This window comes from Haloterrigena gelatinilytica (assembly GCF_013342145.1).
In the GTDB taxonomy this organism is placed as follows: Archaea; Halobacteriota; Halobacteria; order Halobacteriales; family Natrialbaceae; genus Haloterrigena; species Haloterrigena gelatinilytica.
In genome coordinates this window covers 3,017,355-3,032,277 of sequence record NZ_JABUQZ010000001.1, presented here as the reverse complement: position 1 = coordinate 3,032,277, position 14,923 = coordinate 3,017,355, and the positions used below count along the sequence as shown (strand labels likewise).

The 14,923-nt window shown below is 54.1% G+C and carries 13 protein-coding genes and 1 tRNA gene; 7 read left to right on the top strand and 7 right to left on the bottom strand.

Features of this window, described 5'->3' with window-relative positions; all coding sequences use genetic code 11:
* Positions 1–2,710 precede the first annotated feature (2,710 nt).
* On the top strand, positions 2,711–4,066 hold the full coding sequence (locus HTZ84_RS15105; RefSeq protein ID WP_174681442.1) for a helix-turn-helix domain-containing protein: 1,356 nt from the start codon (positions 2,711–2,713) through the stop codon (positions 4,064–4,066).
* A 413-nt stretch (positions 4,067–4,479) separates the two neighbouring features.
* Here HTZ84_RS15105 and HTZ84_RS15100 read toward each other — a convergent pair whose 3' ends face one another.
* Entirely contained in the window at positions 4,480–4,629 is a 150-nt protein-coding gene (locus tag HTZ84_RS15100; protein WP_174681441.1) for a hypothetical protein, read from the bottom strand.
* 116 nt (positions 4,630–4,745) lie between these two features.
* Positions 4,746–6,290 (bottom strand): pentapeptide repeat-containing protein, encoded by a 1,545-nt coding sequence (locus HTZ84_RS15095; RefSeq protein ID WP_174681440.1) that lies wholly within the window; start codon positions 6,288–6,290, stop codon positions 4,746–4,748.
* Positions 6,291–6,417: 127 nt separating this feature from the next.
* Here HTZ84_RS15095 and HTZ84_RS15090 point away from each other — a divergent pair, with 127 nt between their 5' ends.
* Both HTZ84_RS15090 and HTZ84_RS15085 read left to right on the top strand, forming a co-directional pair.
* Positions 6,418–7,539: a hypothetical protein gene (locus HTZ84_RS15090; RefSeq protein WP_174681439.1), complete on the top strand. Its 1,122-nt coding sequence runs from the start codon at positions 6,418–6,420 to the stop codon at positions 7,537–7,539.
* Positions 7,540–7,558: 19 nt separating this feature from the next.
* Entirely contained in the window at positions 7,559–8,371 is an 813-nt protein-coding gene (locus tag HTZ84_RS15085) for a hypothetical protein (RefSeq protein ID WP_174681438.1), read from the top strand.
* A 7-nt stretch (positions 8,372–8,378) separates the two neighbouring features.
* Here HTZ84_RS15085 and HTZ84_RS15080 read toward each other — a convergent pair whose 3' ends face one another.
* Positions 8,379–9,401, bottom strand: a complete 1,023-nt coding sequence (locus tag HTZ84_RS15080; protein WP_174681437.1) for a tyrosine-type recombinase/integrase — start codon at positions 9,399–9,401, stop codon at positions 8,379–8,381.
* A 363-nt stretch (positions 9,402–9,764) separates the two neighbouring features.
* The gene (locus tag HTZ84_RS15075; RefSeq protein WP_254611763.1) at positions 9,765–10,028 is read right to left on the bottom strand and encodes a hypothetical protein; all 264 of its coding nucleotides are present in this window, start codon (positions 10,026–10,028) and stop codon (positions 9,765–9,767) included.
* A 147-nt stretch (positions 10,029–10,175) separates the two neighbouring features.
* Here HTZ84_RS15075 and HTZ84_RS15070 point away from each other — a divergent pair, with 147 nt between their 5' ends.
* The 3 genes from HTZ84_RS15070 (at position 10,176) to HTZ84_RS15060 (ending at position 12,191) form a co-directional block, all read left to right on the top strand.
* Positions 10,176–10,661 carry a phosphate-starvation-inducible PsiE family protein gene (locus HTZ84_RS15070; RefSeq protein WP_174682597.1) on the top strand — a complete coding sequence of 162 codons (486 nt, stop codon included), beginning with the start codon at positions 10,176–10,178 and terminating at the stop codon, positions 10,659–10,661.
* Between the two features lie 215 nt (positions 10,662–10,876).
* Positions 10,877–11,737 (top strand): aldo/keto reductase, encoded by an 861-nt coding sequence (locus tag HTZ84_RS15065; protein WP_174681436.1) that lies wholly within the window; start codon positions 10,877–10,879, stop codon positions 11,735–11,737.
* Positions 11,738–11,804: 67 nt separating this feature from the next.
* Positions 11,805–12,191, top strand: coding sequence for a hypothetical protein (locus tag HTZ84_RS15060; RefSeq protein ID WP_174681435.1), 387 nt, complete (start codon positions 11,805–11,807; stop codon positions 12,189–12,191).
* A 59-nt stretch (positions 12,192–12,250) separates the two neighbouring features.
* Here HTZ84_RS15060 and HTZ84_RS15055 read toward each other — a convergent pair whose 3' ends face one another.
* The 3 genes from HTZ84_RS15055 to HTZ84_RS15045 all read right to left on the bottom strand — a co-directional run bounded on the left by HTZ84_RS15055 (position 12,251) and on the right by HTZ84_RS15045 (position 14,157).
* Positions 12,251–13,531 carry a hypothetical protein gene (locus HTZ84_RS15055; RefSeq protein WP_174681434.1) on the bottom strand — a complete coding sequence of 427 codons (1,281 nt, stop codon included), beginning with the start codon at positions 13,529–13,531 and terminating at the stop codon, positions 12,251–12,253.
* Positions 13,532–13,665: 134 nt separating this feature from the next.
* Positions 13,666–13,833 (bottom strand): hypothetical protein, encoded by a 168-nt coding sequence (locus HTZ84_RS15050; protein ID WP_174681433.1) that lies wholly within the window; start codon positions 13,831–13,833, stop codon positions 13,666–13,668.
* Between the two features lie 252 nt (positions 13,834–14,085).
* Positions 14,086–14,157: transfer RNA gene (locus HTZ84_RS15045), tRNA-His, on the bottom strand.
* Between the two features lie 157 nt (positions 14,158–14,314).
* Here HTZ84_RS15045 and HTZ84_RS15040 point away from each other — a divergent pair.
* The gene (locus HTZ84_RS15040; RefSeq protein ID WP_174681432.1) at positions 14,315–14,770 is read left to right on the top strand and encodes a DUF5814 domain-containing protein; all 456 of its coding nucleotides are present in this window, start codon (positions 14,315–14,317) and stop codon (positions 14,768–14,770) included.
* The last annotated feature ends 153 nt before the right edge of the window (positions 14,771–14,923 follow it).

The window sequence follows — 14,923 nt, the reverse complement described above, 5'->3', positions numbered from 1 at the left end:
AGGGCCTGACGGCGAAATACGGCCTATTGGGAGTGGACGAGATGAGACTTGTACATGTGGCGATGGGGATCTTCGTATTCTCAGTAACGATGGGTCCGTTCTCGAAGACGTAGATATGTAGAACAAAGAGGTAGCTGAATGTACTGGTAACTATATCCTCTGTACTTAACGGCATACCTTTCGTCACGGTTCTCAAAAGGCAAATGCAGTAGGGGTGTCGCTGCATTTGCCCTCACCGTGTACGCAGCCAACGGAACGGGATGAATTTTCAGTGGTTCAGTGCAGGAGCGTTTATGAGATGCGTGGCCGTTCCGATTCACTGCGTGACCTGCCCTATTCACGGTGTATATCCGCTGGGGCAGATCATGTTAGTGTTAAGGAGTAACACGCATAGCCCCTTGGCCGTCCACTGCAGGCTTGTAGCGATTATCTGGGGGACAGTCTGTGGAGAACCAGTAATTGCAAAGGAGAGCCACAAATTGTTATGCGTGGCTACAAGTTAATTATCTTAGTTAACTACCCCTCTGATTTGGGCTAATACTGATGCGTGATGTTGTGGCATGAGTTATCATGAGTAGTTCCGAAGGTAGACGGCAAAAAACCGCTGCCATCTGTACGAACTGTGGTGAGATGTACGTCTCACAAATTGACTCAGACGGAAACGTGAATCCAATCGGTGTTTCTGACTGCACTTGTGGTGAGGGTGAGTTACAACCCATTCAATAAGAGCTGGTGAACAGTAACTCACCAGTAGTAAATGGTATGTACATCATCTGTACTTACCGTGAGTTTCGCACTGAACTCTGAATAGAGAAACCGCATTACTAACTACTGTTATAGAAGAATATCGGGTCCGTTTACAGACTTATCCGGTGATTCCTCTCCGGCACTTCTTCCAATGACTGCCCAGTTTCCAGTCGAATAGCATCGATACCGCGCAACCCGATCAAGGCGACGAGTAACAGCGTTGTTTGACGGCGCGTGACGGCGCGTGACGATGTCTTTCCTGAACCGAATGGTCTTCACTCCCTCTGTCAGAAGGCATTATGCGGCGTTAAGCGACCGTGAGTGATGTGATGATTTTATAACGAAGGGAGAGCGCTGGTTTCCCTTTTGAGATCAGATAACTTTGAATTATTATTTACTGATCCATTATTCCCAACACTTATTATTCTATAGAACGTAGTAATCAATAGAGGGCGGCTGTCCTACGGGGCTGACTTTTCGGAAAAGCCCGGCGCTTGGGACGCCGGACAGTGGCCTTCAGGAAGGAAGACCAATGTCAACTACGCACGCCGAGAGTCAAGAGCGTACCGAACGGGAAATACATCGAGAACTACTGGGGTTCCATCTCGACGCCCCCGCGAGCGATAGAGACGGATGCTGGTGTGACAGCAACGACTTCCCATGTTTCGACTGCTACCAGAGCGGTCGCCGGGAGATTCCAGGTGATGCTGAATGAGCGAGATCGCTCCGGCAACGGCGCTCAACGGTGCAAAGACGGGCCAGATTTGCGACCAATGCAATCAGGGTATCCGGACGGGCAACAAAGTGATCGCTCATGCAACCCACTGCGTTGCCGACGGGTGGGTCATCCGGCGCATATGGTGTGATGACTGTGGGGGCTCAACTATCGGTACCGACACTGATGGCATGGACGAGGTAGTCATTGATGCGGTGCTCTGGCGGAATCGACTCGTTGGTGTGACCACCATAGATCGGAGTCAGCCCGAGAACGAACTAACCCGCGACGATTGACAATCAAAACGTCAATCGGAATACGTTCACGCTACCGTAGACGGTCGCAATGTGAAGAGTGGTGAAGAGACGCCCATTCCCGAAGTGACGACGGCGTTGAGGAATTACTGTCCCGTCTCGAAGTCGATCATGAAGAAGTGGCCGCAACAAATACCGATGACTTGAAGCCGAGATCGACGTGGCAGTCTACGACCTCTTTGACCTGACCGACGAGCATGAGGTTGTCGAAGAATACCTCGAAATATTTTGACCACACATCCCCTATTTTGGAATGGGATTTCCGACCTTCAGCCCCTAATACCCCTATTATCTCCCGATTCAGCGTTTTGCTTATGGTCGCGGAGATATTAAGATGAGGTAACGACTCCTGGTCACATCACTATGAGGGAAATCCGATAGGAAGGAACTGAAAGGGAAGTTTGCCAAGGGTTCCCTTTCCGATGAACGCCGGGTGTCGAGTAGACCCCAGACAATGTTACCTACAAGTCCAACTGGTAAGAGCCTATCGAACAGTCGAATCAGCCGAAGATACGCCATTAGGAAGACGAAAGAACTCCTTCTTCGAGGGCCACAGCGCGGCGAGGATTGTCTTGTTCAGCCAGTTCCAACGGTTCACCCAGAACAACTCATTCCTGAACTTGTTGCCGCTCACGACCTAAATATCGTCTTCATTGCACCCACCAATTCCCAATTGAATAGGATGAAGCGGCGTTGTCAGAAGCGAAATCTATCGACGCGTGAAATAAGTTCGCCATATGATAAGTGTCCTTCATACGTCGGGGACTATGGAGATACCGTTGAAGAGCAACTGAAGAGTGCCACAGAAGATCTACCTCTCGGTTTGCTTCATCTGACCCGAGACTTACCGTGTTGTCCAAACTGTCGATTCACCGATTGGAATCGTCCGAATTTCACTGAACAAGTTGTTCTCGCAAATCCACGACACGCCTATATGGGCAATTTGCTTGAAGACCGTGTTGTTTTCACTTGTTCCCTTCGCGGAGATGCCTATATTACTGAAATCGAGAACCCATCACAGGCGCTGGATTCATACCTCAATAAAAATACCAAATTCACCGGATACTGCGATTTTGTTCAAAACCGGGACACAAACCGTTCGCCGTCCATACGGGACTACGAGAATGGGACAATCGACCCGTCTACGCACGACGAAGAGTTCGGATATGCAATTGACGAGAGTGGACACCATTTAGCGCCGCAAATCGTCTTCGGATTACTACACACCGAGGAACTTGACAATGGGTGGGAAACATCTTTCCACCACCAGGAAGGCAAACATGGAAAGAAATACCCCACCAATCGTCCGCCGATAGGTCGTGACCCCTTCAAAGCTGGTGGTGTCGATTACTACCGAACGCGAGTAGTTCGACATCCCGGCGAGACACCCGTAGACGATACGATCTACGCTCTCGACGTACCAAATTTCACCAAAGCTAAGAGCGTCGTCGCGTTCAACATAGATCCGACACCGTGGATGTGGGGAACCTACTACGGGGTGAACTTCAGTCACCAACGCGTGTATTCTGACAACGAAATTGTCGAATTTCTCTCTAAAGAGACGGACGTTGATGTAATTCAGACAGCAACAAGTCGGAAACCCTACGAAGGAAACAACGTAACACCAGGACGGGACGCGAGTATCGCCGTATGGGCAACAGCCGAGTTCGGAAAACGCCCCTTCATTGTCAGTACTAAGAATGCTTTCGGACGCTATCGGTCGAAACAGCCCCCTTTACTCAATACCGATGCCAAGGACGGCATTGGGTATCGCCGTGGCGGTTCGATCATTACCGACAATGCCCCGCTCGTCGTCCTCAACGGGTCACCACGTCCTCGGAACGAAGAGTTCCAACTTTGGGGGGCGCTCGCAGGGGAGTCCATTCCCGACTCTCCGGATCAACAGGGATCGTTTGGACAGGTCGGTGATACAATCCGGCATCAATTCAGCGAATCGCGCGTGGCGAAGTGGGCGACTCGATTTGCCAACCCAAACGGCGTCGTCATTCTGAATACAACCGCTGTCCCCAAGTGGCTCCAAGATAGCCGACTCGTTACTCGGGCATCCCCAACGCAGATCCTTCCCGAGAACGCGAACGGTCAAAGAGCGGTAGCACGGTATCTTCGGGACCAAAACGGTACCCGTGTAAAGATGGACGATATCCAGTTCGAAGTCGGTGTTTCAGAAAACACCGTACGTCGGGCGAGAAACCAGCTAATAGACCAAGGATGGATTGACAAGCACATCACAGACGGTCGTCAACCCAACGAGTATTCGTGGATTGTCTGACTCAACCTCAATGCCTCTTACAGCAATAGTAATATGGTAAGAGACATTGAGGCTGAAATCTCGCACCACTCCCAAATAATATAATTAATATAAGAGTATAATCCCGAATTCCTAAAATTGGTTTAACACTCTTTGCGTGTATCTCGCAGTTCAAAAGGACCCCCAAAATAGGGTAAAACCGGGGTCAAGGATTGATAGGCCATCTGGAATGGAAACCCCAACATGGGACCCGTTTCGAACGATCGATCCCATCGGAACAGGATAGACTCTTGGGTGACCGATCTTTTCTCGGAGCCTCGCTCTCCCTCTCGGGGTTCTTCTATAGAAGTTCTATTCCGGAATTCTGTTCCGTGATGTTTGCCCCGTGTTTTAATACTTTATAAGCTAACCGATAAGCAAATAGGCTCTTTCAATCACAAGTCTCCAATCAATTCGGCTTGAGCCACCAACAATTCACGATGCTCTTCGGCCCACTCCTGGCCATGAGTTTCTGCCACCATATCCACCACGTCATCTTCGTCTTCAGGAAGCTTGACGTCGCTCAAGTCTGGTTTTTCGACCATGAATACCTATTGATTCCGTATCGCCAACATTCTTTCCCCGCCCCCTATGTTAGACTCTCTAAATATACCTACGTTGATGGGGATGATTAAGGAGAGAGTTCGTATATCTACCTCTTTTACGAAGTTGCCCGGCGAGTTAACACGAATACCGCTAACGCAATAACAATCGCTCCAGCTACTGATTGAACAGCTGCAAGAAATTGACTAAATCCGACTGGCTGTGCTTCTCTTATTCCTGTTCGGGCAAAGGTGAAGAAGCTAAAATGAAGGATATCAGCGAAATACGATAGCTGCTGTATTATATTATATGTACCGCTGTTACTTGTGGAAAGGGAATATCTTATTATTCCCTCATCAGACTTAATCCCGAATACCGGATAGAAGATCCCGAATAAAAAGACTATAGCTCCAGAAAAGAGGATTAATTGAAATGGACTTTCACCATACCGAATTGAAAGCCTGGATGCTTCTGCTTTAATATAATTGAATATGATTCCTACGCGGTATGGGATAGCGCTTTGTGGTGGGTATTCATTTAGAACATTTCTGTTCACATCACCAGTGATTTCCCGTCGATGCTGTCTTCGCCTTAGGTCTTTTTCCTTCTTATAAAAATGACTGGCACCTTCCAGCAATGCATTCTCTCGATACAACCTCTGTAGGGCCCGATAGGACCAAATTGCCTTTAGGCTACGACCCGCCTCTTTTTCAAAGGATGTCTCTGATTCTTTCTTAATCTCGTATATCGTCTTTGTCCCAAACTCTGTCTGATGATTGATTTGGCTATCAGAAAAATCAACTGAATCTATCTCTGCTTTTTCGAAATTAGCTGATTTAAGATTGGCACTATCCATCTTTGCACCTTCCAGATATGCCTCTCTAAACACTGCACCCAAACAATTTGCATTGATGAATGATGATTTGTCTAAAGTGGCTTTGGAGAAATCCGCGTCATTGAGATTGGTGTTTTTGAAATCGCACTTCCGGATTACCGTATTAGAAAAGTCTGTATCGCTTAAATCGCAACCACTGAAGTCTGCGCCGGAAAGCTTTTGGTCGTCATCGAAGGTCGTATTCACATCAAGTTCAGATCCGGAGAAAACTGGCTCATTGAAGCTTGCTCCTGAAAAATTCACCCCATTAAGCATGCACTCCCGGAATTGGGTTCGGTTTCCCCAGTCACGGTTTAGATCTATCTTTGATTCAATGAACAGCGATTCTTCTAAATGGCTTTCTGTGAAGTTTACACCCTCTATTGTTGCTCCTGAGAAATCAGAATATGCTAAGACCGATCTACTGAAATCAATATTATTAATGTTTCCTTCGAATCGACTAAAGGGAAGCACGAATTCAGAAAGATCAGTTTCAGTTATATTATTGAATCGAACCCCTGGTATTATACCATCTACCCACTCCTCTTCTTTCTGAAGAAGTTCCGACTCTATTTCCGAGTAAGATCGAGAATGCCATTTACACCGATCTTTGCTTGGAGCTGTTTTTCTATGACAAGATTGGTTACGTATTGCGAAATCATCAAAATCAACTCCGGTGACCTCCCCCTCAACTACTTCAATATCCGCAGAGGTTAGAACTACATCGTCATTCCATTCAAATTCAACCCCGCACCGATCTTCTGGAACAGGATTACTATTCAAGTTCACTCACTATTGCTAATACTGTCATATCAAAATTTCTTTCTCACTTGGACCTCTCTATTTCCTACCCTCAGTTTCACTTTCGCTGCAAACCATGAATCCTTATGTCTGTGCGATTGAAATAGTGCCTATAATGGCCACTGCCGTCATCAACTCGCGGAAGGAACTGAAGGAAGTCCTTCAGAACCGAATGGCGGCATCTTATGAGGATATTCGGGAAGACCAACGATTGGATGAGGACAAAACCTATCTAAAGTCGTACCTGATCGAATCAGACCGAGATGATTTTTCATCGAACATTGTAGGTACAGATAAGTATTCTGTTGAGACAGTCCCTACCGAGGATAAGGGGTTTGTGAACCTCAAAGTTAGAAACGGCTCGGAAAGCACGGAGAGGTTTTATCTGGACAAATTAGATGACCGCTTTTGGTCGATACATACACTTGCTAAATCGAGAGTTAGTGACAGATTCATTGAGAAGGTCGTTTTCCCACGATATACCAAATTGGACTTCCCATGGCTATCAAACCAATTTTTAAGAACACTTGGGGAAGAGAATAATTTCCGAAGCTTTTCCCTCAAGTTTGAAGACGAATTTGGGAATCTTGGGAATAACAGTTCAAGCGGACAAATATCCGGAATGTCGATGCGTTTGTGGGGTGGAACAGCTCAAGAAGTATTAGACAAATTATCGGACGACGAAACTATTGGTTCATCTACATCGCTCTCAAATATTGGAATTCGCCGCGAAGTTGGTGATGGAGAAGTAGTTTTAGAAGATATCACTAACCAGGGTAAATTCACAGCAAGAGGCGATTCAGTAGACGGTCACTTTTATCAATTAAATATAGTGAAGGAGCGATATCATGAACTTCTACAGATCATTGAAGAAGAGTATAGTATCTCGCGTGGTACGGGAGAATCCAGTTCAAAAATCAGTGGAAGCCCCTTGACCATCAATTTAGACCGCGAGATAACTGATTTTGAGGACTTCTTTGATACAATACTCACCTCGAAAAAGCCGTTCAGATTGTGGGGTGTATATAATAAGATCGGTGATGATTACTATCGAGTGTCCGGTGTAGACCAACATACTGGTGATGAAGTCAATCTGGAAGTTAGCTCTGAATGGATCCGAGTCTACCTTCCCGAGGGCAGTTGCGGGAACGTAGTTCTCCGACTATATTCCATTATCCAACACTATTTTGATTCCAGAGCAGAATTGGTAGGTATAGATCATGGTATCATTGTCTGACCGCACGCGTTTGATTAATATGGCTATTGGATTTGCTAATGGAGTAGTTGATTATCCCTCATTCCTGAAAGATGCTGGATACGAGGAAGAGAATATTTCCCCTTCGTTTCTAAACGCAAACGGTGATCGAGTGAAGACGGATATCATATTTGCGTCCCAACGATACGTTCTCGTTTTTGAATGTGAGCCAGAAGAACTGACGAATTCCACTGTTTCCAAGTTAGATGATATCGATCTCGATAACCTAAGAACCGAATTTAGCCATGCTGTTACCAATGGGGGTATGGGACATCAGATAGTGTATTTTGGTCTGGATGATATCGAGTCGGATGTAGATGATCTGGATATCGACTCCCCAGCGCTTCTTTACGATAAACACACCAAAACACTGGAGAAGATCAATACCTTTGACGATACTGCTCTTGATCGCCAGGTATCTTCATCTACGATAGATTACTTCCCAAGCCATTTTATTCCTATTCTTGGAGACGATCACCCGGCGTTAGTAGCAGAGAAGGTTTATCAAAAGCTTTGTTCTGAAACATTTGAGGGCGGTGCAACGACTGACGCCTACCATATTGCTGAAAAAATCTATGAGGATTTTTGGAACGATCTAAGTGGATCAGAAAAACAAGAGATAATTGATAAAATCGATGTCGCTCTTTCAGAATTCGCAGCTAAGAATGGAAATAGACATATGAGAAAATTAGAAGATAGCGACAGGCAATATTTTGTTAATACGAGTGATGCTTTCATGGACCGCTGTCAACGGGCTATCAAGGACTTAGCTGATGATGATAGCTATCAGGGAACCTTCGAATCCTTTGACTAACCAGCGTTCAGATATTCCCGAGATACCCCCGGCGTTGTTCGACCTTTTGCTCTTTCGTTCGCTTATCATAGTGCTTGTCGAGGACGTCCGGTCCGACGTTCATACGATCGCTCACGACCTTTTCAGGAACGTCCTCGGAAAGATGATGTGTGATACTTCCGCGCCGGATAGCATGCGGTGAGACGCTACTGGGGCACTTGCTGTACCCGTCGTAGTGTGTCCCCTCGCAGGTGTCGATGTCGCGGCCAAGTGGACACTGGTTGGTGTAATAGCAAGGGCGGGTAACCTTGTAAACGGCGTCACGGATACACGACCCTGCTATGCGTCCGTAACGACTCGTCAATAGCGGCTCCCGTCCAGCATCGTCTCGCACATCGTGGCGGTTGTGTTCGATATATGCGTCCAAGGCGCTACACATAGTCGAACTAAGCGCGACTAACCGCTCCCCTTCCTTTCCGTTCTTGAGGGCAGTTCCCGTTTCCGGACGGTGGCGAATCTCCAACGTTTCGCGCTCCGAATCGTAGTCCCCCAGATCAATCGAGTTGAAGGCTCCGAGTCGCATCCCGGTGTGCCAGAGGACTTCGATGATGACATGTTCGCGGGTGGCATACTCGAACTGGCGAAGGTACTCCAACACCGCTTCAGCCTCTTCCAGTTCGAGGATACTCTCGCTTTGCTCGTCTTCCTTCGAGAGCTTCGGCATGATGATCTTCTCATGGAGTCCCTGATGGACAGCGTCGATCGATTCACACCATCGGATGAAGACCCGTAGTGCGTCGAGATTCCCTTCCAAGGTGACCGGCTTGAGATCACCGTCGTCCCGACGCCACGTCCGGAACGCTTGGAGTTTGCGCCCCGTAAGATCGTTCATGTTGTCGATGTCCGCGACCTCGTTACACCACCTGATGAAGTGTTTGAGCCGGTAGTGGTAGCCGTCGAGAGTCGATTGGGATACCTCATGCTTGCGTGCTTCGAGGTACATTTCCTTCGCACGTTCCGGGGTGATAGGTTGCAGTTCGTCCGTGTTCATTTTAACCACCGAAACGCCCGACTCACCCCGAGGTTCAGGTGCGCCGCCGTAGCACAGTACGGGGAAAGCTACGCGACGAAGTCGATGCCGTCTCCCGCGTTCAAATCCGGGAGGCGGCACTTCTGTGATTCTAACCGGCGAGCGTAGCGAGCCACGTTAGAATCCAGAAGGCGATCCGGATGGATTTGAACTAGACGGAGGTTCTGCGCTTCGCGCAGGTTCTCCGGCGTAGTTCACAATCCGGGAGGCGGCATCCGGTTCTACTCGGTCTACATTCGCAGGCCAGTAGCGCTGTATGGCAATTTCTCCGTGATTCCTCGGCTGAGACCTGATCATCATTGTAGTGGTACGCGGCCGTCTCGCTCAGCCCGGCCGGATCGGACTTACCGACGGTAAACTCACCCGCATGAGGGTGGACGGCGAGGACGCCGGGGTGCTCGTCATCGGCATTAACGTCGTCGGGGACGAGCAGGTACGCACGGATTCGCTCCCCGGTTCGACGTCGTACTCGACGAGTCGGCGCTCGAACCCGTCGGCGGCCGTGGTCGAAACGGTTTCGACGGCCGGATCGGGGCGGTCGGGGATCGTCCCGATGCAATCGAGGATCGCGTCGCGAGTGACGCTCATACCGGCGCGATGACCGGCGGAACCATAACTGCACGCGTGACGCCTGCGGATCGAACGCCGTCCGCCGACCGGACCGATGGGCGCGACGTCGAACGTTTATCCGCGTTCGAGTCGATGTCCGGAACGGACCGACGGTTCGATCGCATCATGGCCGACGACGACTCCCAGCCACCGGACCCGCCGGGCAGCAGTCCGGAAACCGTCGCCGGATCCGATCGGATCGCCGCGGCCGCGGATCGGTTCATTCGGTTCGTCGAACTGATCGCGGCCTGGGTGTTCGCGATCCTCTTCGCGATCGGCGTCATCGACCTGACGCTGCAGATCGTGCAGTCGATTCGAGCGCGGACCATCACCGATCCGCTCGTCGTCATCGGGTTCATCGATACCGGCCTCTTGCTGTTGATCATCGTCGAAGTCTATCACACGGTCATCGCCTACACGCAGGAGAGCGAAACCCGCCAGATCGTCAGGCTCGTCATCTACACCGGCGTGATCGCGATGGTCCGGAAGGCGATCATCTTCCGGACGGACGAGTACGCGACCGCGCAGGACGCCCTCTTCGCCGCGGTCTCGTACACGATCATCATCTTCGGCCTGGTCGCCTTGCTCTTCGCGGAGCGCGTGTACGGCTGACGACGCGGTCGCCGTCCGCCGTACTCGCCGTTAGTACCGCCGATGTCCGCTGCCCGAGCGGTCCGACGTCGGGGAGAGGCAAGGCGAGCGGGAGTGACGAACCCGCGTGCCGATAGGAATAGGTGGAGCGGCCAGTAGACTCCGTGCGATCGCAGAACCGGCATGCCGTTCGGGCAAGCCAACGTCTCAAGAGGCGGGCCGCTGTCGGTACGACCATGAGCGACGAGACGATCACCAACGAGAGCGACACGTTCGAGATCGGCGACAGAACCGTCCACCGGCTCGGGTTCGGTGCGATGCGGATCACCGGCGAGGACATCATCGGCGCGCCGGACGACGAGGACACCGCACGCGAGGTCGTCCGACACGCCGTCGACTGCGGCGTCGACCTCATCGACACGGCCGACTCCTACGGCCCGGCCGTCAGCGAACGGCTCATCGGCGAGGCGATCGGCGACCGCGACGACGTGCTGGTCGCGACCAAGGCCGGTCTGCTGCGCAACCGCGAGGGCGACTGGATCGCCCACGGCGACCCCGACTACATCCGCAATCAGGTGCTCACCTCGCTCGATCGCCTACAGACGGACACCATCGACCTCTACCAGTTCCACCGTCCCGACGACGACACGCCGTTCGAGGACTCCGTGGCGGCCTTCGCCGAACTCAAAGACGAGGGGCTCGTCGACGAGGTGGGGCTCAGCAACGTCTCGCCGGAACACATCGATCAGGCCCGCGAACAGGTCGAGATCGCGACGGTCCAGAACCGGTACAACGTCGGCGACCGCGGGGCCGCCGACGCCCTCGAGCTCTGTACCGAGGAGGGGATCGGCTTCATCCCGTGGGCGCCGATCAACGGCGACGACGTCGACGAGCACGGCGACCTCTTAGACGAGATCGCCGACGAACACGACGCGACGCGCCGACAGGTCGCCCTGGCGTGGCTCCTCGAGCGCTCGGAGGTCATTCTGCCGATTCCGGGCACGTCCGATCCCGACCACCTCGAGTCGAACGTCGCGGCCTCGCAGCTGTCGCTGTCCGAGGATGAGGTGCAGCGACTGACCGACGCGGCCGACTGAAGCGCTGGGTTTTCCGCCCGTCCAGTTCAGGCCCCACGCCTACCGGAGCGGACGTTCGAGAGCCGATATGGGCGACCGAACTGCGCTGGACGATGCGACCGAGGACGAGCGAGTAGCTCTCGAGGAGATCGAACGCGGCCTCGAGGAACTGCGCCGGGCCCACGGCGCGCTCGTGGAGTTTCACCACGCGGTCGGCCGCGGGATCGACCACTTCGACGAGGCCGAGGGGCGACTGGACGAGCGCGACGCCCTCGCCGAGCGGCTTCGCGAGGAGGTCCTCCCGGCGGGCGTCACCGACGACGGTAAACTGACCTACCAACTCGTCGCCGAGTTCGAGGAGGGGCTGCTGGCCGACGTCGAGTCGGTCGGCGACGAGGCGCTCGCGGAGCTCGCCGACGGCCGGCGGTATCCGATCGAGCGCGCCGAGCGAGACGAGCTCGAGGAGTCGGCGTAGCCTCGGAACGCCGTCGAGCATCGGGGGTCTCTCGAGCGGTGGCTCAGTAGCCGATTGGTTCAACTCTCGAGTTGGCTAGCGATGCGATTCGAAAGTTCGGTGAGGTAGAACGAGCCCCAGATCGCGGCGACGCCGGCGCCGACGACGTCGTAGAAGAGATCGACGATCGTGTCGTCGAGGCCGTGCTGGGCGACGACCGCGCTGAGGCCGAGTCGCTGTGCGCTCCAGTCGAGCGCGAACTCCATGAGTTCCCAGAGAACGCCGAAGGCCAGCACGAACACGAGAATGAAGGCGATCAGCATCCGCGGCGGGAAGTAGATCTCGTCGGTGTGGAGGTCGATCGCCCGGACGACGGCGTAGCCGGCCGCGGCGACGATCGACGCCGAGACGGTGTGGGTCAGGCTGTCCCACGGGCCGATGAAGCTATAGAGGCCCGCGGAGCCGAGCGCGTGGAGGAACACCGCCGCCGTGAGCCAGAAGACCAGTCCCGGCTCGAGGGGCAGTCGCCGGTCCCGTTCGAAGGCCGCGGGGAGGAACGTGATCCCGAGCGCGATGGCGCTGTTGGAGACCGTCGTCAGGTCCCGCGTGACGAACCCGTACAGCAGGAGGACGGCGAGGGCGACCTGCATCGTTCGCGAGAGAATCGTGACGGTTCGGTCGGGGACGTCCAACCGATCGCGAATCAGACTCGGGACCGGATCGGGTTCTTCGTCCGGCGCGTCGTCGTCCGGAGCGTACGCTCGCGTCCGATCGGTGTCGTTCGGCGCGTACGAAAAATAGCGCCCGAAGACGACGCTCGCGAGGAGTCCGGCCAGGGCCGCGTACGCGAAGTCGATCATCAGCGCGCGGTTGGCGGCGTCCTGCGAGCGACCGTCGAGGACGTAGTCGGTGCCGAGGGTCACGTCGGCCAGCCACTGGGCGACGTTCCACGTTCCGGCGACCGCCAGCGTCGTGAGCACGACCAGGACGATCGCGAACGTGTGGTTCATTCGCACGGCCGTGAACCGATCGATCTCCACGGTCGCGACGAGCGCGACCGCGGCGACGGCGACGTAGGTCGCGACCGTCGTCAGCGGAGATTGACCGAACAGCGTCGCGTCGACGACGGGAACGGCGACCAGCGCCAGCAGCTCCCACGGCGGCATCGCGAGCGGATCGCGGAACGCGGCGACGGGCAGCACCACGATCGCGACCGCGAAGCCGGTGAAGGCGAACCAGCGGTACGACTCGGCGAGGCCGTGGTCGATCGCGAAGGCGACGAGCGCGAGCGTGACGATCCAGGCCAGCGCCGCGTTCCGCGCGGGCTCGTCGACGGTCCGTCCGAGTCCGGCATCGGCCATGCGGGTTCGTACGCGACCGCCGTCCTAAACGCGGACGCATGAACACGCCGCCGAACGGGTCACTCGAGGCGGTGCTCGGATTTCCGCATCGTCCTCGGACGCTCAGGTCTGGAATCCCTGACTCGAGCGGCCGATCAGTCGCCGACGTAGACCGTCTTCAGTCGCGAGCCGCAGTGGGGACAACAGAGGGTCTGCCACGTCGTCGGATCGAGTCCGCCCATCGTTTTCGTCCGGCGGGCCGCCTCGAATCGAACGTCGGCGTCACAGGTGTCGCACTCGAACGGACCGTCGGTGGCCGTCATCGTTCGAACGGACGGCGGCGGGGGTATTCAACCTGTGGCGACGTTCTCTCCTACTCTTCGCACCTGCAGTGGAGATGTGTCAGATCTCGCGATTTGATTCTCGGTCGGATTTGCGCCGCTGGCGGATTTATTCGTCGCGAAAAGGTCCGAGTGCGAGAATCGAACCCGACTGCGAGACTCACTTCGTTCGTCTCGCGTGGTTCGATCTCGCCGTCCGGCTTTTCCACTCCTCCCGATGGTCGTCGTGAAAAAGTCCGGGTGCGAGAATCGAACCCGCGTCTCAGCCTCCACAAGGCTGAAGGATAACCACTACCCCAACCCGGACACGCTTACACAATCAGTTACGGCCGGTCCAACTGAAATACGTTACGACTCGAGTACGCCACTGTGCGAGACAGTACCGCGTGATTCCGGGACACTCGTCGGCGGGCGACGCGGACCGGGACGTTTTTCGGCCCAGCGCCGCTAGGGCCGCCAACGCGTGGCCATCACCGACAAAATCTACGTCAAAAACCACCGGCAGCTCAGCTCCCAGCTCGAGACGAACATCCCGAAGGGCGCGTTCAAGGGGGCGACGCTGGACATGCTCTTTCAGGGCCAGGGCCTCGAGAAGTTAGACGACGCGACCCGGGATCGCGTCCTCGATTTCACAGAGGACTTCCTGGACTGTAGCTGCGACAACAACCCCTACTGCGGCTGCCCGGAACGGAAGTTCATCCGGTACCTCCTCGAGTTGCGCGCACAGGGGCTGGGCCCGGACGCGATCGTCGACGTGATGACCGACGACTACATGGTCTACGCCTACCCCGGCGACGTCCTCTCGTTTCTGGACAACGGCGTCCGCACGCTCGAGGCGGCCGAGGGGCTGGCGCGGGTCGACGGCGAGAGCGAGAAACACGACGAGATTCGGCAGGCGAAGCAGAATCTCGCCCGGTAGTACGGTCGATCGTTCTCAGCGCTGTACGCTCTGTTGTCGCGAAGGTCGTTTACTAGAGCAACGTTCTGCTCATCTTGGCAACGGGGAACGCCACACCCTCCCCAGCCGACTCGTTCGCTCGCGCTGCTCGCTCACTCATCCCTCACACGACAT